18 protein-coding genes and 1 tRNA gene are annotated in these 18,728 nt (G+C 39.5%); 6 read left to right on the forward strand and 13 right to left on the reverse strand.

Features of this window, described 5'->3' with window-relative positions:
- Positions 1 to 29: 29 nt before the first annotated feature.
- The 4 genes from ACHWSC_RS18995 to ACHWSC_RS19010 all read right to left on the reverse strand — a co-directional run bounded on the left by ACHWSC_RS18995 (position 30) and on the right by ACHWSC_RS19010 (position 5,488).
- Entirely contained in the window at positions 30 to 2,150 is a 2,121-nt protein-coding gene (locus ACHWSC_RS18995; RefSeq protein ID WP_394677802.1) for an ATP-binding protein, read from the reverse strand.
- Positions 2,151 to 2,297: 147 nt separating this feature from the next.
- Positions 2,298 to 2,816 (reverse strand): methylated-DNA--[protein]-cysteine S-methyltransferase, encoded by a 519-nt coding sequence (locus ACHWSC_RS19000; RefSeq protein WP_394677803.1) that lies wholly within the window; start codon positions 2,814 to 2,816, stop codon positions 2,298 to 2,300.
- A 119-nt stretch (positions 2,817 to 2,935) separates the two neighbouring features.
- Positions 2,936 to 4,249 carry a sensor histidine kinase gene (locus ACHWSC_RS19005; RefSeq protein WP_394677804.1) on the reverse strand — a complete coding sequence of 438 codons (1,314 nt, stop codon included), beginning with the start codon at positions 4,247 to 4,249 and terminating at the stop codon, positions 2,936 to 2,938.
- Between the two features lie 144 nt (positions 4,250 to 4,393).
- Positions 4,394 to 5,488, reverse strand: coding sequence for an ATP-binding protein (locus tag ACHWSC_RS19010; protein WP_394677805.1), 1,095 nt, complete (start codon positions 5,486 to 5,488; stop codon positions 4,394 to 4,396).
- Positions 5,489 to 5,707: 219 nt separating this feature from the next.
- On the opposite strand from ACHWSC_RS19010, the gene ACHWSC_RS19015 reads away from it, so the two are divergent.
- Entirely contained in the window at positions 5,708 to 6,163 is a 456-nt protein-coding gene (locus ACHWSC_RS19015) for a GNAT family N-acetyltransferase (protein WP_394677806.1), read from the forward strand.
- A 50-nt stretch (positions 6,164 to 6,213) separates the two neighbouring features.
- On the opposite strand, the gene ACHWSC_RS19020 is transcribed toward ACHWSC_RS19015, so the two are convergent.
- Positions 6,214 to 6,735: a DinB family protein gene (locus ACHWSC_RS19020; protein ID WP_394677807.1), complete on the reverse strand. Its 522-nt coding sequence runs from the start codon at positions 6,733 to 6,735 to the stop codon at positions 6,214 to 6,216.
- Positions 6,736 to 6,928: 193 nt separating this feature from the next.
- A complete protein-coding gene (locus tag ACHWSC_RS19025; protein ID WP_394677808.1) occupies positions 6,929 to 8,509 on the reverse strand; it encodes a discoidin domain-containing protein in 1,581 nt (526 codons plus the stop codon).
- A 251-nt stretch (positions 8,510 to 8,760) separates the two neighbouring features.
- Between ACHWSC_RS19025 and ACHWSC_RS19030 the strand changes: the two genes are divergently transcribed.
- Positions 8,761 to 9,252: a YdcF family protein gene (locus ACHWSC_RS19030; protein ID WP_394677809.1), complete on the forward strand. Its 492-nt coding sequence runs from the start codon at positions 8,761 to 8,763 to the stop codon at positions 9,250 to 9,252.
- Positions 9,253 to 9,316: 64 nt separating this feature from the next.
- On the opposite strand, the gene ACHWSC_RS19035 is transcribed toward ACHWSC_RS19030, so the two are convergent.
- The 3 genes from ACHWSC_RS19035 to ACHWSC_RS19045 all read right to left on the reverse strand — a co-directional run bounded on the left by ACHWSC_RS19035 (position 9,317) and on the right by ACHWSC_RS19045 (position 11,512).
- Positions 9,317 to 10,429, reverse strand: a complete 1,113-nt coding sequence (locus ACHWSC_RS19035) for an acyltransferase family protein (RefSeq protein ID WP_394677810.1) — start codon at positions 10,427 to 10,429, stop codon at positions 9,317 to 9,319.
- 269 nt (positions 10,430 to 10,698) lie between these two features.
- Entirely contained in the window at positions 10,699 to 10,998 is a 300-nt protein-coding gene (locus tag ACHWSC_RS19040; protein ID WP_394677811.1) for a hypothetical protein, read from the reverse strand.
- Position 10,999: 1 nt separating this feature from the next.
- Positions 11,000 to 11,512, reverse strand: a complete 513-nt coding sequence (locus ACHWSC_RS19045) for an AAA family ATPase (RefSeq protein ID WP_120334172.1) — start codon at positions 11,510 to 11,512, stop codon at positions 11,000 to 11,002.
- Between the two features lie 197 nt (positions 11,513 to 11,709).
- On the opposite strand from ACHWSC_RS19045, the gene ACHWSC_RS19050 reads away from it, so the two are divergent.
- On the forward strand, positions 11,710 to 12,273 hold the full coding sequence (locus ACHWSC_RS19050) for a Crp/Fnr family transcriptional regulator (RefSeq protein WP_394677812.1): 564 nt from the start codon (positions 11,710 to 11,712) through the stop codon (positions 12,271 to 12,273).
- A 76-nt stretch (positions 12,274 to 12,349) separates the two neighbouring features.
- Positions 12,350 to 12,784: a hypothetical protein gene (locus tag ACHWSC_RS19055; RefSeq protein ID WP_394677813.1), complete on the forward strand. Its 435-nt coding sequence runs from the start codon at positions 12,350 to 12,352 to the stop codon at positions 12,782 to 12,784.
- Positions 12,785 to 12,858: 74 nt separating this feature from the next.
- Here the strand turns inward: ACHWSC_RS19055 and ACHWSC_RS19060 are convergent.
- Both ACHWSC_RS19060 and ACHWSC_RS19065 read right to left on the reverse strand, forming a co-directional pair.
- Positions 12,859 to 12,931: transfer RNA gene (locus tag ACHWSC_RS19060), tRNA-Lys, on the reverse strand.
- Positions 12,932 to 13,065: 134 nt separating this feature from the next.
- The gene (locus ACHWSC_RS19065) at positions 13,066 to 14,985 is read right to left on the reverse strand and encodes an ABC-F family ATP-binding cassette domain-containing protein (protein WP_394677814.1); all 1,920 of its coding nucleotides are present in this window, start codon (positions 14,983 to 14,985) and stop codon (positions 13,066 to 13,068) included.
- A gap of 60 nt (positions 14,986 to 15,045) precedes the next feature.
- Between ACHWSC_RS19065 and ACHWSC_RS19070 the strand changes: the two genes are divergently transcribed.
- On the forward strand, positions 15,046 to 16,080 hold the full coding sequence (locus ACHWSC_RS19070; RefSeq protein WP_088163570.1) for a quinone-dependent dihydroorotate dehydrogenase: 1,035 nt from the start codon (positions 15,046 to 15,048) through the stop codon (positions 16,078 to 16,080).
- A gap of 8 nt (positions 16,081 to 16,088) precedes the next feature.
- Entirely contained in the window at positions 16,089 to 16,868 is a 780-nt protein-coding gene (locus tag ACHWSC_RS19075) for a TIGR02757 family protein (RefSeq protein ID WP_394677815.1), read from the forward strand.
- Positions 16,869 to 16,968: 100 nt separating this feature from the next.
- Here ACHWSC_RS19075 and gap read toward each other — a convergent pair whose 3' ends face one another.
- Entirely contained in the window at positions 16,969 to 17,976 is a 1,008-nt protein-coding gene (gap, locus tag ACHWSC_RS19080; protein WP_394677816.1) for a type I glyceraldehyde-3-phosphate dehydrogenase, read from the reverse strand.
- 6 nt (positions 17,977 to 17,982) lie between these two features.
- Entirely contained in the window at positions 17,983 to 18,600 is a 618-nt protein-coding gene (locus ACHWSC_RS19085) for a redoxin domain-containing protein (RefSeq protein ID WP_075992786.1), read from the reverse strand.
- Positions 18,601 to 18,728: the final 128 nt, after the last annotated feature.

Here is an 18,728-nt window from a genome sequence, read left to right on the forward strand (position 1 = left end):
GAGCCGGGTAAAAACCGGCTCTTTTGTGTTTATTTTTCTGCTGTCGGGAGTGGGATGGAAAACCAGAAACTGCTGCCCAAACCCACGGTACTATCAACTCCTATCTGACCCGCGTGTTTTTTGATTATTTCAGCGGAAATATAGAGCCCCAGTCCAAGCCCCGAGTAGGATTTACCTTCGTGATTAGCTCTATAATATCGATCAAAAATAAATGGCTGTACTGCCGGATTAATACCTTCACCTTGATCTTTGACGGTTATTTTGATACGATCTTGCAACTGTTCAACCGTAATATTGATTTCTCTCGATTCTGGAGCATATTTAACGGCATTATTGACAAAATTGACAAGGACTTGTTCCAGACGTTGTTCGTCGGCAAAGATATCTGCATCGAGATCGCCGGTAATATTAACTTGATGGTTGCCTTGGGATATGATATTGTGACAACTGGAGGTAAGTATCTTTGATGCCTTGAAGGTTGTTTTTTCGAGATGAAGCTGCCCTTCACTGATTCGATGCATATTGAGCAGGTCGTCAACAAGTGTAACGATCTTTTTGATATTGACAGCAGACTGATCAATAAGTCTTGAAATGATGTCACTTCCAGTTTTGTCCTTGAATCGTTCCAGCAGTTGAATCGTTCCCTTTAATCCCGTGACGGGCGTCTTTAGTTCATGACTGGCAATACCCAGGAAATCATCTTTTTGAGACTCATAATTTTTCCGTTTTGTGATATCCGCCACTACACCAATGAGGTGAGTCGCATTACCTTCTGCATCGTATTTGGGAAGACCTGACGCATTGATCCAATGCAACGATCCATCAGGCCAACGTATGAGATATTCAGCGTGATAAGTGGTCTTGTTCTGGATGGCATCCTGAACTTTTTGATAGACCATTTCGCGGTGCTCGGGCACGATGCTTTGCATGAGGACATCATAGTCAAAGCGATCATTTTTAGTGAGGCCAAAATTGAGTTTACAGGTTTCCGAGCAGTCCATTTTACCTGTTCTTATATCGCGATTGTAAGAACCGAGTTCACCAGCTTTTAGTGCAATTTCCAACTGATAGTTGAGGGCCTCAAGGTGTTCGTTTCTTTTGATACGCTCCGTAACCTCATTGGCGATGACAATAATAGACTCCGTTTCGCCTTCATCATTCTTCAACGGCTCATAGGTGAAATCAAAATAATGATCGCCCAATACTCCCATAGACTCAAGTCTTGCGTAGGCAGTGTCTCCAATATAATTTTGGCCAGTAGTAAAGACATCATCCAATATTTCCAAATAAGGCTGTCCCTGTAATTCCGGAAGTGCTTGTCCAAGTGGTTTGCCAACAATGATTTCTGTTTTGTGCCAGAGCTTGAGCATCATATCATTGGCAACTTCAATGACTAATTCACGACCTGTTAAAATCGCAAATGCTATTGGAGCCTTATCTATAAAGGATCTGAATCGACGTTCACTTTTTTTGAGGTTTTTGTTGAGCAGTACTGTCAAATCATAGGATTTGTTGAGCTGGCTATTGGTACGATAAAGTTCATCATTGGCAAGTTCCATCTCGTCATTAAGTTCGAGCAGCCGTTGTTGCATAGTTGCCATGGTAATATTAACACCCTCAAGCTCATCAATTTTATCTATGGAAGAACTTCGAAGCTCGATTTGGTCCATTGCGGTCCGTGCAAGACCTTCTAATATCTGTCGATCAGCTGTAGTGAAAACGCGTGGATGTTTGTCGATGACGCACAGCGAACCGATCATAAAACCATCATGCGTAATAAGTGGTGCACCTGCGTAAAACCGTAATCCAAAATCACCAATTACATTTGGATTGGTCAGTAGGATATCTTCTTTCAGTGTATCTTCAAAGACCGTTACTTTCTTGTCCAGAATAGCTAGACTACACAAGCTTTGCCCTCGATTCGTTTCCTTTGTGGTGCCCATGCCAATATTTGCTTTGAAATAGACAGATTCTGCATCCACTAGTGAGAGTAATGCAATAGGGGCATTGAAGATTTGTGTGGCTAATTTTGCAATTCCATCAAAGCTGGCTTCAGAAGGGGTTCCAGTTATTTTATAGCGTCTGAGGGCATCCAGTCTGTCATGTTCATTTTCAGGCATTATATCCATTCCAAACGTATTCTCTATCATAGTGACCGTGTAATTCTTTTCATAAAGATATAGTTTTAATTACAAAAGCGGAGATGCAATTTTTTTTCTCTTCATCGGCAATTCAAAGATTCCCTGAAATGATTGTTATTCCGCAGGAATAACATACTCTAAGGCTAATAGTCAGCGTTAAAGATCGAATAGTGTCGGGGTCCGATATTGTTGTTCAAGGTCAAGCAGGATAGACTTATTGCGAATGCCTCCGGCAAAGCCAACGAGCTTGCCCGAGGTGCCAACTATCCTATGGCAAGGGGCAATGATAGCGATAGGATTTTTATTCAACGCGCCACCAACGGCCCGGACGGCTTTGCTGTCGCCAAGTTGCTGCGCCAGTTGACCGTAAGTCCTGGTTGTGCCATAGGGAACACCTAAAAGCATTTTCCAGACCTTGATCTGAAAGGCTGTTCCTTGAAAATCAAGCGGAATATCAAATATCTGTCTTTTTTTTGCAAAGTACTCATTCAGCTGCAGTTCCGCCTGTATTAAAACGGGAGCCTCTTCATTGTAGGTTGCTGTAGGAAGTTTTGTGCGGATATAATCCTTGTCCGCCCAAACTAAACCTGAAAGTCCCTTTTCGGTAGCGATTAAGTGTATAGGGCCAACTGGTGTGTCGATGATTTTATATACATAATTGGCATTTGCTTCCATATTTCTTTTGCGTCAATGTGTATTAGGAGTAAATCTACAAAAATGAACCTATATTGAAGTACACAAAGTTTTTCTACCATAAATAATCTCATCAAAAATTTTCTAAACCTATATTTGGGTTAACAGCATGTAGGAACTTCGATCTTGGTTTGCTGCTTATGGCTGGGGCAGGATGGCAATCCAACTGTAAAAACGGATCCCTTATTGGGGGTACTTTGGATGTTCACAACACCTTTGTTTCGTTCAATAAGATCCTTGCATAAGACAAGGCCCACACCCGATCCGGGCTCGTCTTCAGTGCCAAAGGACTTTTGCTGAATTTCATTAAAAAGTGCAGCAGACTTCAAGGGGTTAATTCCTATTCCTTCATCCTGAATATGAATATGTGTATAGGTTTCATCCACGCTGGTGTAGATGTTGATATTCCCATTCACATAGCTGAATTTGATCGCATTGCTAATCAAGTTGCGTAAAATAATAATGGTATGATCTCGATTGGCAATTATCTGCGTATTGTTGGGTATATTAATATTGATTTTTAGTTGTTTAGATTGTGTATTCTCATTAAAAACTTTAATAATTTGTTGTATCATAGGTTTGATTAATTGGGGTGATGCTTTGGTATTCATACCTTGCATACTGCTGCTGCCCCATTGTAGTAAATCATCCAAAGCTTGATTCTGCTGCGTAATCTGCTGATGGATCTGTTGGATATATTCCTGGGATGCCTTACTATCGAGCATCTGATTACGAAACATAAATACCAATGCTTCCAGGTTGGCAAAAGGACTTTTGATGTCGTGCGCGATAATAGAAAAAATTTTTTCTTTGTCCCGATTCATGGATTCTAAGTTGAGGCGTTGCTGCTCAATTTTTTTCATATTCTTATAGATGATATCAAGAAAAAAGTTGACCGCAACGACCATAAAAGCAAGTGCATTGATAATATTGAAAACAGATCTGGATCGTGGAACTTGCTGGCTCAGGGGAAGTATATCAGGAAGCAAATATAACAGTAAAATCAGGAAAGCTACCGTAATACAAAGGACTATATGGATCTTTCGGTTGTCATACATCAACATCGAGACAATCAATGTGCACAATAGAAAATATTCGCCGCCATTTTTATAAAGTAGTGCCCCAGCGAAGAAAAACACAGAGTTACTTATCAATAGAGTTGCCTTAGCGATATTGTGTTTCCCATAATATTGAAGCAGAAGGACCGTAAACGAACATATAGAATTGGAGAAATTAATCGCCGATAAAACATAGCGGTGATCGATAAGATTGAGGATTGAAAAGAAAACTGTCGGAAATAAACATAACAATGCAATCAAATTTATCATGTGTACACGTTTGAAATCGATGTATGACATGCCCGGATGTGCACCAATATGGGAAAATAGTTTCCAATATTTACGAAAATGATTCATAGAGACGTGTCTGATTTTGCTTACAATTTCTAAACACTCAAAATTAGCCATAAATCAGGAGTCCAACAATGATTTTTCTTGAATAGCAGAGTAAGATTGACAAAATTTGCCATCAAAGGAAGATAAAAGAGCTAGGTCACTCGATCAATTTGGGAAAAATAGACGGATTTCGGTCCCTTGGTTCTCCTTACTGAAGATGGCCATCTGCGCTTTGAGTCTCTCAAGAATTTCCTGAACGATAAACAGCCCAATGCCTTTTCCCTGGTAATCCGTTGAATTTGAACCACGGAGTCTTTCCATGCGTATATTTTCGAGTTCATGCTGGGGAATACCGATACCATTATCTTTGATGATATATAATACACCGTTCGTTACTTTTTCACTATAGATATGCACCGCCGCTTTCTTATTAGCCGAAGAGTATTTGACCGCATTGTTGATCAAGTTTGTAAAGATTTGGTAGATTGCATTTTGATCACTGTTTACTGGAAAAAGGTCACCAAAGATAAGTTCAGTATGTGGGCTACGGTATAGTAATTTCGCTTCCCGGCACCAATTGGGCAATGTATGATCTAAATGAACAGGTTGTTTCCGTAGTCTATTAATTGGAGCAAGAGTCAGTTCGACCGTTTTGTCGATAATATCAGCAATGTTTTCAAGTGATTGATCAATGACATCATACAATTCGAGCCGTCTATTGGACTGCATATCCAAATGTTCTTTTAGTACACCTATACCCAATTTAGCAAGAGCCAAAGGATTTTTAGCATCATGTGATAGCGTATAGGATATCATGCGCAGGTTGGTTGCGGGATTGATTGTTATATTTTCTTGATCTTCAAATTTCTCTTCGTGTATCTTATGCGTGACATCTGTGGCTGTGTGGAGGATGGAATAAGTTCGGCCAAGCTTATCAAAGAGGGGTTTGTATTCAAAATCAAAATAGCGTTTGATCTTGAAATCACGGTCAATGATCGTTGCAGGGGTTTCAAATGCCTTGTAGGTGACGCCGCTTTCCCAGACATTACGGAGTATATCTGTAAACCCTTCTTGGGTAAAAACCGGAAAAACCTCTCCAAAGGAATGTCCAAATATTTCGTTCTCTGTACGCCACATATTTAGCATTCGCGAGTTGGCGAATGCGATATTGAGGTTCGAATTATCATAAATCGCCGTTGCAATCGGCATCTGATTTAATGCTTCAAAAAAAATCGGAATATCCTTTTGAGGTTTTTGCATATTGGGTATTTAATGATTATCTGCTTACCGAAGTGCGACCGTAAAATTAATCAAAAATCAAGCCAATAGCGATGGTTTTTAATGTTTTTTAGGAAAAATACGGCCAATCGGTAGGGCTGGAAATAGCGCAATAAAAACACACTAAATTATTATTATATTTAATAAACTTTATAGGAGATGTAAGTTAACAATAGACAGGGATTTGTAATCATACCAATTATGGATAAGTATTTGGAAATTAGGAAATATGATGTTCAGGACAGAAATAAACTGATCGATATTCTTCATATGAATATACCGAAGTACTTTGCACAGAGCGAGGTTACCGATTTCACAGAATATCTTGACCAGGAAATGGAGACGTATTTTGTTGCGCTGGTTAACGGGCAAATTATTGGTGGCGGTGGAGTAGGTTTTTCTGATGATGAGCGCATAGGTTTTTTGAGCTGGAGTTTTTTAAATCCAAAATATCACGGATTTGGTTTTGGAAAAAATCTATTGCATCACCGTATTGACTTTCTGTACACCCATCATCAGGTTGAAAAGATCGAAGTCGGTACCTCTCAATTCACGTTCGGATTTTATAAGAAAAATGGTTTTATACTAAGGGAAATCCATAAAGACTACTGGGCTGAAGGTTTTGATTTATATGATATGGTCCATACAAGAGAATAGATAATACCATTAACACTGATTTGATGAAAAACTGATGAATAAGGTGTAGCTCACTGATTGAATGAGACCAAGTTTTCCTTGATTTGATTTAGGTGGTGTAGGGGATGATAGCTCATCAGAAAAAACATTTCGCGTATACTGAGTTTGCCGAGCAGAGGATGTGGTAAAACCAGGCTATCGAGCTCCTCTTCATTGTACAGTACAAATAGCTGATTGATTGTAGCTATTACTTCTTCCAGTTGCGCAATCAGACCCTCTTTCTGCGCAGGCAGGATTTCTTCAGGCAAAAATTGACTTGGGGCCTGCCGGCTTGTTTTGAGATAATTGTTACGCACCGTGTCGTAGTCCCAGGTTGTACGTTGCAGGGATCCGAATTTTTGGGACATGTAATCTTTTGATTGAAGTACCCTTGGAAAGGGTAGAAGCGTTAAGAGAATATGTTTTAGCTGCTGACCTGCCGTCCATTTTTCATGATTACGATATGAAAAATGAGGTTCAGGTAATGCCTTGATATAGGCAATAACTGTATAGTGGTTGTCAGAAAAAGTTTTGATCAGTTCTTGTTTATTCATTCTAATTTTAGTGATAAGTGATTATTTCGATCGTTTTTTCTAGCTTATTGATAAGTCAAAGTCAGCATGACTTACTAAAAATATAAAATTATTTGCTAACCTAATGATGAATCTTACTTATTCGAAGGTGATCAAAGCTAAAAAAGGCCGGTACAATTTGTTATACCGGCCGTTTATTCTATCGATCTAAGTTTTAATATGCGCCAAAATCTGCAAGATGAGAATAGAAGAAATCACCCCAAGAACTTGTCGACTCTATTTTAAGGTATTGGGTGCTAACGGATGTAGTAAGGTCGACATTGATCCAGGAGCCCGCGACTTTGCTCAATTGTGTCGTTTTGATCAAGGTCCAACTTACACCATTTGTACTTGAGTAAATATTGACATCTTTCATCGCTCCATTTAAATTATCGCGGTTACGGAAAGCAACACCTTTCACGGTGCGTAATGCACCCATATTGACGGAAAAGAAATGTGGCTGCGGGGTTTGAGTGGACGACCACGGAGTATGCCAGACCGTACTTCTATTCATATCCAATACATTGCTGGCTGGTGATCCAGGCTCATTACTATCGCTAGCTACAATTGACCAACCTGTTGTCGGTAACAGTTTATAGGTCAAAACCTTCGATAAATCGGGTATATTGTTAACGAAGTTATAGGCGTATCCTAAGGTGGTACGGCTTCCATTGACATGGAGAAATCCTATTCTCATTTCGTAATTCCCTGTCAGATCATAAAAATCAGCTAATGGGCACTCAAATCGAAAACTATCCTGTCCAATAATTTTTGTCGCCCATTGTACGGCATCATAATCGTTATTCACTCCAAATGGCTCCCTATCATGCCAAACAACAATGTCATTGACCGGTTTTGTTGTTGTAAATTTCCCGGAAACGATAATCTTATTGTTCACAAAGCTTGATGACAAGGATGTTATTTCTGCAGATGCGGATGCGTACCAGTCAGTTCTTACTACAGGGCTGAATACTTGGCTATTGTTAAATGTTGCTGCTGTGGTACTGGTCAAAGAAGTTGTAGAGATTCCATAGGTTGAATTGCCAGAACCCATCAATGCCGTACCTAAAGCTGGCGCTAACGTTTTGTTCATTCTGTTGTGGCTGGCATTTAAGCCATGGCCCAGTTCGTGAATCATTCCACCTATCCATACAGTTGCTTTCCATCCAATATCACCGCCTATTCCTAAGTTTTTGGCATCCAGATTTACATAATCTAATGCGTAGCAGCTGGTACCTGTGCCATAGAATGGAGGGCCTCCCGGATTAGCTGGATCTGTATTGTAGGTTGGAATAATGATTAGATTGTGCTCGCTTTTTTTTCCTGACGGATTTTGATTAAAATAGCTGTCCACTTCCGCTTTCACAGCGCCGCTGCCCCCTGAGTACGGATAAGTAGCTTTGCCATATTTTCCAGCGATGTAATGGATATTAATCAGGCTGTCATTGAGCAGATCCAATCCGAAGGATTTTCTGCCAAAGCCTTCGCGATCCATATTATTTGCAAACATATTTTGGGCGTCCAACAGGATCTTGCTAAGACGCTTTCTGAAGTTGGGAATGGAATCTACATCATTTGGAACAAAATAGATGACGTTCAGCTTGTAGGGATTACTGTTCCATTCATTTGTTACCGAGCTAGTTGATGTTTTTGCTTTTAGAGTTTCGACACTTTCTTCGGTATTTACCAAGGTCTTGTTACAGGACGTAGCCCCTAAAGCGAGGGTTGCAAGCATTAGATTTAAAAGTTTTCTCATAATGGTTTATATTGTGTATCAATAAATATAAATAAGGGATCTTTTATTGGTGTGTAAAAAAATAAACTTTTATCACAATTAGTTTAGTCAATCGATTGATTAATCAACTTTGAAAAATGTTTTGTAACATTTTAATTTATTTGAGCATGAAATGATTGAGAGTTAATAATGGCTGGGTAAAATTTAACCGACTTCTTACTTGATTTTCATCCAGGTCTTATTACATTTGATTGTATGAATATTTAAATCGTATGGAAAAAATTAAAAACCTGATATTATTGTTGGGCGCACCCAATGATGAGCAGGGGAATCTCAGCGTTATGGCATTAGATCGAAATGAATGTGCCTATAATTTCTATTGTCATAATGAAGGGACTACAATTTTGTGTACCGGCGGCATGGGTGAACATTTCAATCGGACAGAAAAGCCGCATGGCGCTTATGCTCAAGCTTATCTTATGGAAAGAGGTGTCGCAGAGAAAGATTTACTTCCATGTGTACTATCCACAAATACTTACGAAGATTTTATGCTATCAAAAGAGATCATCAAAAAGATCTCTCCAGATCTCTTCATCGTGATTACCTCAGATTTTCACATGAAGCGAGCGAAATTATTGCAAGAAAAACTCATTGACTACCCAAATGTATTGTTTATTGCTGCAAAGTCGACTGTTAGTCCCGACGAACTTAATTTGTTGTTACGGCATGAACAACAAGCTATTCGAAGAATACTGGAACGTTAAACAGGTGTATTGAATAGCACTATTTTTAGCGGTTGCCCCCTTATGCCGGCAAATTTTTTATACATTAACCCAGTTTCTTTCTGAGCCATTTGCGGACAGGTTCGTCATACCATTTCAAGCTTACATAGGCCATTGTAATACTTCCTACCAAAATCAATAGGGCATAAGGCAAAGCTTTTATAAGCGTCATATCCTTATTGTTGCTGATCCAGGCAACATAAAAATAGACGAAAGGGTAGTGTACGAGGTATAGCGGGTACGAGATGTCACCCAGAAATTTACAAAGCTTGTTTTCTAATCTGCTGCTTGATCTGCTGCTTGTCCCCAGGTAAACGATCAGGGGGAATACAATGATAATACATACCGACTCATATATCCCGTTCATCCAGAGCTGTTCTGCTCCACCTATACGAGGCATATACAATACAATGGCGATTAAAATACTACAGTATAAAAAAGCATGTCGGATACGGCTCGGGCTCGTTATTCTGGATAGCAGGAGTCCCGCAAAAAAAGGGTACATGGTGCGGGTGATTCCTATCCGGACTTGTTCAGCATTTAATGTCCAGCCACCGCTAACATCTCCAGTAGGGCTTGTGATCGCCAAATGGGCGAGTGCCACAGCCGCAATAAAGACCAAAATGCTTAACGCTGTTTTGGATAGTTTGCGAATACCGATGGCATATAGCATATTGGCAATATATTCAAAAAACAATGACCAGCCGACACTATTGAGCGGATGCATTTCCTGCCAGCCTCGAATATCCAAAGAGAGGGGAACGGGAAGAATCGTATAACCAATGAGCATGACCAAAAGCATTTTCCAGAGCGGAACGGTGTGAATAAGTGGCCAGATTGTAGAATCTGTAAAATAAAAGCCTATTGCGCCAAGAGTCATACCTAATATAACCATCGGCTGAAGGCGTTCAATACGGCGTTTAAAAAAGGTGCCAATAGACATTTTATGCCAGCGATCATCATAGGCATAGCCGATTACAAATCCAGATAAAAGAAAGAAAAAGTCAACGGCCAAATAGCCATGGTTGACCAAGATATCGAGATGTCCTGTTCCCAATGGCTCCGTGAGATGAAAGGTTACAACGATAATCGCAGCGACGCCTCGTAGTCCGTCTAAAATGGGATAGTGTGGCTTTGTAGTAAGGTTTTTATTGTTCATGGCTTCTGATTGTATTTCGAAGATGTCTATGGACTTGCTAACTGTTTATAAATGTTATTGAATGAATGGCTGAAAATAATGAAACAACAGGTTTAAATTTGATCAAATCGTATCAAAATCCCGATGGTTAGTCTCATTTTTTGTGATGTACAGAAACAAAGAGATAAAAACCTTGCTGTTGAGCCCAAAATTGAGTTTATGAACTTTATAGGGAGCTCAAACGATCCGTTTTAGCGAAGGAGGGACCGCGCTTCATGCAAAAGATATGTTTAATCACTATAGGCAATTAAACCACTTTGTTTGTTACTTGCGATGTCAAGGATTTGGATGAAGCTCTTTATGTCAGTATCCATTTGGAGTCCCTTGTTTAGTATAATTTGCTCAATTTGTTTAATCAGAGCAGTATCCAGCCTGAAATCCGTATAATAGTCAAATCGTGTGGCGATTATGCCTTTTCGCTGAAGACTGCTGAAAGTTTTTTCGTCAAGTTGTCCAGCGAAAACCAATCCTGCCTTTTCAGGGAAATCTGGTTTTACTTGTTTATCATCAATAATATAAAAATCTAACATCTCAGGATTTAATTTTTGCAAGTATCTGGTTATTACGACTCGATAATGGGCCGTTTACTTCAATAGCTTGTATACCAAAGTCGTCAATCCAATCGCGGAGTAAATCATTAACTTTAGATCTAAGTTTGGGTAGATCCGACTTGTGGCAAGGTATCAAATCGGGTTCTTCAATGGGGACAAACACCAAAAGATCAATTTCGGCCAATATAGCAAAGGTCTTTTCAAAAAGGAACTGAATATTTTTCTTTGGATCAAGAATATACAGATAAGCTAAGATGTCGAGTACACATCTATCGAATATTACATTGTCTCCGCTTTGTGAAATTAGCTGGGCAGAGTAGTTAAATTGTTCAACGAAATCTTCGGCAGTGGGTTCTTCAAGGAATTCATGCCCCGATGATTCCAGCTGATAGTAAGGTTCTACTTCCAGTGTATACCCGGGAAGCTTTTCTAGAAGCTCTTCTGCTAAGGTGGTTTTACCTACTTTGTGCGTGCCAAATAGAGCAATTCTCATTTTTTTAATCTATTTTATGAACTACGTTGTCAATATCTAAGGTAATCTTGTTAAACAAGAAAAGCTAATTAAATATCCGATATGCTAAATAACGATGATCAAATGAAGATTTTACATCGCAATTTTATTCATCATATCCTAGTTTTTCTAACTTTGAGTCTTAATCGGATATAGATAACATAGCAACAGTTCGTTTGATGGGAAAAATACAATATTATCTTAAAAACAATACGCGTATTGCCGATGAGCACATAGACCAGATAAGCAGATGCTTCAGACTACAGCATGTAAAAAAGAATACCCTGTTGCTGTCAGAGGGAGAGACTTGTAAAGATTTATATTTTGTTCATCGCGGTAGTATTAGAACATACTTTGTAACTGCGCGAGGGCAGGAAAAAACGAGACATATCGCATTCGAAAATGCTATTATTACCTCAATCTCTAGCTTTATATCGCAAAAAAAGTCAACTGAATTTGTCGAAACTCTCGAAAATTCAGAACTGTATGCAATAAACCATAAAGATTTTTATCAGTTATTGTCAGATATCCCGCTGTGGGAAAAATATTACCGGCTATTTTTGGAAAGTACTTATTTATGCCAGAATCAGAAGATAGAGAATCGTATAACACTTTCGGCTAAACAGCGCTATGACAAACTCATGAGTGAAGAACCAATCTATATCCAACGACTTTCAAACAGAATACTTGCCTCTTATCTTGATATTACACAAGAAACGTTGAGCAGGCTTAAATCGAAATGATTTTTTGACATACATCAACGCGTCTAAAGTTGGAATGTTTTAAATTTGATTAGTTACATTTTTAAAAATAATCAATATGTATTTAGATCCAGATAACCACGTCGTTAAACTTTGTGCCCAAGGTATGGACATCGAGGGTAAACCGGAAGAAGCAAGCAAATTATTTACTCAAGCTTGGAATGAAGCGATAAATGACTTTGAAAGATTTATAGCAGCCCATTATATAGCAAGACATCAGAAGAGTGTTGCAGACAAATTGAAATGGGATGAGACAGCCTTACATTTGGCTCAAGAAATAAAGGACAACGATGTCAGCGAGGCATTCCCGTCGCTTTACTTGAATATTGCCAAATGCTATGAGGATCTAGGCGATGTTGAAAATGCAGAAAAAAATTATCAATCAGCACTTTCGTTCACGGACAAATTATCTGATGACGGATATGGGAATATGATTAGAGGAGGTATTTTGAACGGAATTAAAAGGTTAAAGTCATTGAGTGAGAATAGATAACATAATCGTCCAGTCTTTGTCACTTACAATTCATATAAACAAAAAAGCTAATCTTGCGATTAGCTTTTCTTTAGTGATCCCGCTGGGATTCGAACCCAGGACCCATACATTAAAAGTGTATTGCTCTACCAGCTGAGCTACGGAATCTTACTTCTCTATTTTTGAACTACCGTTCCTTGTTTGAAGTGATGCAAAAGTAGGGCTTTAATCCTATTCCTGCAAATAATTTTGACTTAAAATCACGCTCTAATGCTTAATAAGCTGATTTTAAGCCAAAAAAATTAATCATTTTCCAAATCCATGATTTCTTCCGCCAACTGCTCCCAACTCTCCTGGAATTGTGTCAATAATGCCTTTGCTGAGTTGTAAGAACGTGTAGTTTCCTGTAACTTAGTCGCATCCGAATAAACCGCTTCGTCCGCAAGCTTCGATTCTAAGTTTTTGACTAAAATTTCCTGCTCCTCAATTTTTTGTTCAAAAGACGTTAGCTCCTTATTTTTCTTGCTCAACAAACGTGTCTTATCTTCCCTAAGTGGATGTTTCTCCTTCTTTACTTTGGGTTCTTCCTTGACTTTTTTCTCGGTTTTTACCTCCGCTTTCACAACGCGTTTTGCAGCCCATTCTTCATACTCCTGGTAAGTACCTGGGTACTCCTTGATCTGTTTGTCTTCAATGTACCAGATTTTGTTCGCCACATTGTCCAAGAAATACCGGTCGTGGGATACAACGATAAATGTACCTTCGTATTGCTGCAAAGCCTGGATTAGAATGTTGACAGACTGCATATCCAAGTGGTTGGTAGGTTCATCGAGCGCTAAGAAGTTAGCGTCTGCGGTTAATGCTTTTGCAAGAGCCACACGTGATTTCTCCCCTCCGGAAAGTACTTTGATCTTTTTGAAAGCATCGTCTCCGGTAAATAGAAAACATCCAAGAATGGAGCGCAATTCGGTCTCTGTATGCTTCGGTGCAAAAGTTTGTAACTCGGCAAGGATGGAATTTTCCAGGTGTAAGGCTTCCAGCTGATGTTGTGCAAAAAATGTTTGCGACACGTTGTGTCCCTGTTCTGCCTTTCCTTCAAACTCGTGATCCGCGTTAGCCACGATACGTAAGAGGGTAGATTTACCTTTACCATTGGCACCAATTAGTGCAATCTTATCACCCTTTTCTATAATTGCTGAGGTATTTTTTAAGATCTCCAGGTTAGGGTAGGACTTGGAAATATTTTCCAACGTCACAACGTGACGACCTGAAGGTTTTGAAAATTTAAAGCTGAAGTTTACTGTAGGGTTGTCATCGTCAACATCGTCAATTCTCTCCAAGCGATCCAACGCTTTGATCCGCGACTGCGCCATTTTGGCTTTGGAAGCCTTAGCGCGGAAACGCTCAATTAAACGTTCTTCCTGTTTTATCTTGGCTTGCTGGTTTTTAAACTGATTGGCCTGCAATTCATTTCGTAATTCCTTCTCTTCAAGATAAAAACTGTAATTACCTGCATAAAGTGTTAATTTTCCTTTACGTGATTCTACTGTTTTCTTGATGATGCGGTCAAGGAAATATCGATCGTGGGAAACAATCACAATGGCCCCATCAAATGCTTGCAGATAGTTCTCCAGCCATTTAATGGAAGGTAAGTCCATGTGGTTGGTCGGCTCATCCAGTAACAGAATATCCGGAGTTTGCAATAAGATACGGGCAAGCATAACCCGCATACGCCACCCTCCAGAGAAAGTGGCCAATGGTCTTTTTTGTTCTTCTTCCGAAAAACCTAGACCAGCAAGGATTTCATGGGCCTTAAATTCGATGTTATAACCATCTAAGGCCTCAAATTCTACTTGTTTATCGCTTAGTTTATTCAGGATGTCATCCGAATAATCTGTTTCTAGTTTGTGGAGTAAGTCCTCGATTTCGGCATGTAATTGATTTTGGCGCTCAAAAGCTTCCATGGCAACATGCAAAATGCTTTTGTCAGAATGGTACGACAATAAGTCCTGGTTTAAATAACCAATCTTAAGGTCCTTCGCCATGGAAATCGTTCCTGATGTGGGCGTATATTGACCGACAATAAGGCGAAGTAAAGTCGATTTACCTGTACCATTGGCACCGATCAAGCCAACTTTATCTCCTGGTTTGATATGCCAGTTTGCTTCGTCATATAAAGCGCGAGATCCTATTTCAAATGTTAAATTATTTATTGATATCATTTCAACTGCAAAAGTACAAAAGTAATGAATATTTCTTCTTCTTTGAGTAACTTTGCGATTATGTATAAATTAGTCAAACCTATATTCTTTACAATGAATCCGGAGACGGCTCACCATAAAGTGACCGGTGGATTGAATGTTTTCTCAAAAATTTGGGGCGCCAAACAATTATTGAATGCTTTTTTTACCGTGGAAGATCCACGTTTGGAACGCGAAGTCTTTGGATTGAAATTTAAAAATCCTGTGGGCCTTGCTGCTGGCTTTGATAAAAATGCGGAATATATTGCGGATATGACTAATTTGGGATTTGGTTTTATCGAAATAGGAACGGTAACTCCCAAGCCGCAACCGGGCAACGATAAACCCAGGATGTTCCGACTTGTTTCCGATGAAGCTTTGATCAATAGAATGGGATTTAATAATCAAGGGGCAGACGTTGCCGCCACAAGATTGAAAAATCTAAAGGATCGAAAAGGATTGTTAATTGGGGGGAATATCGGTAAGAATAAGGTGACACCTAATGAAGAAGCTGTCAATGACTACATTTATTGCTTCAATGCATTGTTTGACTACGTGGATTATTTTGTGGTCAATGTGAGCTCCCCGAATACACCGGGCTTACGCGATTTGCAGGAAAAGGAACCTTTAAAACATCTATTAAATACTTTACAAAGCCTTAATGTCGCTAAAACAGCTCCGAAGCCAATTCTGCTTAAAATAGCACCTGATTTGACGGATAGTCAATTGGATGATATCGTCGAGATCGTATTGGAGACACAAATTGCAGGTGTCATCGCAACGAATACAACAATTTCAAGAGAAGGCTTAAAGAGTCAACAGGAACTTATTAATGAAGCGGGCGGGGTAAGTGGACGTCCTTTGACCAAGCGTTCAACAGAAGTTATTCGCTACTTAAGTGAAAAGTCCAACAAGGCATTTCCTATCATTGGTGTAGGGGGGATTCATTCGGCGAAAGATGCCATAGAGAAGTTAGATGCTGGAGCCAGTCTTATTCAAGTTTATACCGGTTTTATCTACGAAGGTCCAGGCTTGATCGCAAAGATTTGTAAAGGCATATTGCAGACAGGAAGATAAGAATTAGCATGGCAGTTGATTTTGATCTGAAAGATTTCTTGGATAAGAAAGTTGATGAATATAATCAACCTGGTTTTATTCCAAATGATCCCATATCGATTCCGCATCAATTTTCAGCGAAGCAGGACATTGAGATCATGGGATTCTTGGCTTCCATTATGGCTTGGGGGCAAAGAAAGACGATTATCAATAAATGCAACGAGCTGGTGGCTCGAATGGATGGTTCACCATACGATTATATCATAAATCACCAAGAGCAGGACTTAAAAACCTTACTGGGATTTAAACACCGCACGTTCAATGATACCGATATTCTTTATTTTGTTTCTTTTTTTAAGCATCACTATCAGCATTTCGAATCTTTAGAAGATGCTTTTCTCGTAGGACAGGAGAACAGGGAGGAGGTTGACTTAGAAATGGCACTGAATGCCTTTAAAACCTATTTCTTTTCGTTGCCTGATTATCCTGTTCGCACACGGAAACACATTAGTAGTCCAGCACAGAAGTCAACCGTCAAGCGGATCAATATGTTTTTACGCTGGATGGTCAGAAAAGACACAAAAGGGGTAGACTTTGGGATTTGGCACCGTCTGTTACCAAAAGATCTAATCTGTCCGTGCGATGTCCATGTTGAGCGTGTTGCCCGTAAATTTGGTCTAATTACATTGGATAAAGTGAATTGGAAAACAGCCCAGGAATTAACGGCCAATCTACGCCTACTAGATCCGTTGGATCCGGTCAAATATGATTTTGCGTTGTTTGGATTGGGCGTAGAAGGGGAAATGTAAAATTTAGGCGTGAAGAAAAAAGCGTCCTTGTCAACTATAGTTGGCAAGGACGCTTTTTTTATACCGGAACCTATGGTAAGATGCTGCAGGTACAGCTAGATTATACAATCTTGTCGATCTTGATCAGGAGGTCAACCAAACGATTAGAATAACCAAATTCATTATCATACCAGCCCACAACCTTGACCAGACCACCCACTACCGAGGTTAACTGGGCATCAAATACACATGAATAGGGGTTATTGATGATATCTACCGAAACTATGGGGTCTTCTGTATAAAATAATACATTTTTTAAGTCGTTTTCTGCTGCAGCTTTGAACGCTTTATTAATTTCTTCTACCGTGGTTTCTTTCTCAAGTGTACAGGTAAAGTCCGTCAATGAGCCATTGAGTACAGGTACACGTATGCCTGCGCCCCCTAATTTATGCTGCAAATGTGGAAAGACATTGGTTATAGCCTTAGCAGCACCAGTAGTTGTTGGAATGATCGCCGACGATGCTGCCCGCGCTCTCCTTAAATCTTTATGTGGTGCGTCGTGAAGATTCTGGTCTCCAGTCATGGAGTGAACCGTGGTAATATAGCCATCTTTGATGCCCCAATTTTCATCCAATATTTTAACTAGGGGAGCAACATTGTTTGTTGTACAGGAGGCATTGGATAAAATCGAAACAGATAGATCAATGACACGATCATTAATGCCCAATACCACTGTTGGAATGTCTTTATCTTGTGCCGGTGCGGAAATAATCACTTTTTTTGCACCAGCTTCCAAGTGCAACGACGCTTTGTCACGACTGGTAAAGTACCCCGTAGATTCTATGACGACATCAATCTGAAGCTCCCTCCAAGGCAATGCCGCGGGATCTTTTTCATTGGTGACCAAGATGGAAAGATCATTGACAATAATATGTTTGTCATCGTGGGTCACAGTACCAGGAAAAGGACCATGTACAGAATCATATTTAAATAGATGGGCCAACGTCTTGGTGTCTGTCAGATCATTGATAGCGATGACATTCAGTTCATCGAAAGCCTCCCTTAAAAAGATATTACGTAGTGTATTTCTACCGATACGTCCGAATCCATTGATTGCTATGTTTAGCATTTCAGATTATTTATGAAATTGGCTTATTGCTTCGTTAATATTTTTTTCACCTTCCCAATGCGCTTTTAGCTTTCCATCCGCACCATACACATAATTTGCCGGAAATTGTGAAGGCACATGGATTGTTTGTATAAACGTTTGGTCTTTATCAATCAATACCTCTACATTAGATGCTTTGGATAGCTTAGGAGCGAATGTGTCAAAAAAACCTAATACTAATGCCGGGTCATTCATGGAAATATAATAGATATTGACGTCTTTTATACGATCAATATTCTTTTCTAGCTCCGTAGCTTCATGTTGACAATGACTACATCCTGGATCAAATAGGATAAAAACGGTATTCTTGTCTTTGGCAACGTTTTCCTGCGTAACACGGATGCCCGAACGAAGCTGATAAAATGTGAAGTTAGGGAGAATGGCTGCAGGGTCGGAAGATTGCGTTGGTGCAGCTTGACTATGGTCGTGGCCTGCATGATCGTGACCTGCATGGTCATGGCTTTCAGCGCTGGCTTCCTGAGTCGTATTTGCAGTATGATCTGTTTTCGGTTTGTTGTTGTTACATGAGGAAAGAATTCCGGCAGCCAATGCCACAGTCACTCCTAAGATTATCTTTTTATTCATAGAATACGTTTGCTTTTAAATCAGTTTTAGTGATTTTATCGTTTTAATATTTATGCTTAATAAATCGTCAAATTCTGCGTAGAAAGCATTGAACAATCTATTGTATTAATGATTCAAAACTATGAAAA

The sequence above is a fragment of the uncultured Sphingobacterium sp. genome (assembly GCF_964277905.1).
GTDB classification, from domain to species: domain Bacteria; phylum Bacteroidota; class Bacteroidia; order Sphingobacteriales; family Sphingobacteriaceae; genus Sphingobacterium; species Sphingobacterium siyangense.

Coding starts and splice junctions, on each gene's coding strand:
- ACHWSC_RS18995 (WP_394677802.1), bottom strand. CDS start 2,150: ATGATAGAGAATACGTTTGGAATGGATATAATGCCTGAAAATGAACAT.
- ACHWSC_RS19000 (WP_394677803.1), bottom strand. CDS start 2,816: ATGGAAGCAAATGCCAATTATGTATATAAAATCATCGACACACCAGTT.
- ACHWSC_RS19005 (WP_394677804.1), bottom strand. CDS start 4,249: ATGAATCATTTTCGTAAATATTGGAAACTATTTTCCCATATTGGTGCA.
- ACHWSC_RS19010 (WP_394677805.1), bottom strand. CDS start 5,488: ATGCAAAAACCTCAAAAGGATATTCCGATTTTTTTTGAAGCATTAAAT.
- ACHWSC_RS19015 (WP_394677806.1), top strand. CDS start 5,708: ATGGATAAGTATTTGGAAATTAGGAAATATGATGTTCAGGACAGAAAT.
- ACHWSC_RS19020 (WP_394677807.1), bottom strand. CDS start 6,735: ATGAATAAACAAGAACTGATCAAAACTTTTTCTGACAACCACTATACA.
- ACHWSC_RS19025 (WP_394677808.1), bottom strand. CDS start 8,509: ATGAGAAAACTTTTAAATCTAATGCTTGCAACCCTCGCTTTAGGGGCT.
- ACHWSC_RS19030 (WP_394677809.1), top strand. CDS start 8,761: ATGGAAAAAATTAAAAACCTGATATTATTGTTGGGCGCACCCAATGAT.
- ACHWSC_RS19035 (WP_394677810.1), bottom strand. CDS start 10,429: ATGAACAATAAAAACCTTACTACAAAGCCACACTATCCCATTTTAGAC.
- ACHWSC_RS19040 (WP_394677811.1), bottom strand. CDS start 10,998: ATGTTAGATTTTTATATTATTGATGATAAACAAGTAAAACCAGATTTC.
- ACHWSC_RS19045 (WP_120334172.1), bottom strand. CDS start 11,512: ATGAGAATTGCTCTATTTGGCACGCACAAAGTAGGTAAAACCACCTTA.
- ACHWSC_RS19050 (WP_394677812.1), top strand. CDS start 11,710: ATGGGAAAAATACAATATTATCTTAAAAACAATACGCGTATTGCCGAT.
- ACHWSC_RS19055 (WP_394677813.1), top strand. CDS start 12,350: ATGTATTTAGATCCAGATAACCACGTCGTTAAACTTTGTGCCCAAGGT.
- ACHWSC_RS19065 (WP_394677814.1), bottom strand. CDS start 14,985: ATGATATCAATAAATAATTTAACATTTGAAATAGGATCTCGCGCTTTA.
- ACHWSC_RS19070 (WP_088163570.1), top strand. CDS start 15,046: ATGTATAAATTAGTCAAACCTATATTCTTTACAATGAATCCGGAGACG.
- ACHWSC_RS19075 (WP_394677815.1), top strand. CDS start 16,089: ATGGCAGTTGATTTTGATCTGAAAGATTTCTTGGATAAGAAAGTTGAT.
- gap (WP_394677816.1), bottom strand. CDS start 17,976: ATGCTAAACATAGCAATCAATGGATTCGGACGTATCGGTAGAAATACA.
- ACHWSC_RS19085 (WP_075992786.1), bottom strand. CDS start 18,600: ATGAATAAAAAGATAATCTTAGGAGTGACTGTGGCATTGGCTGCCGGA.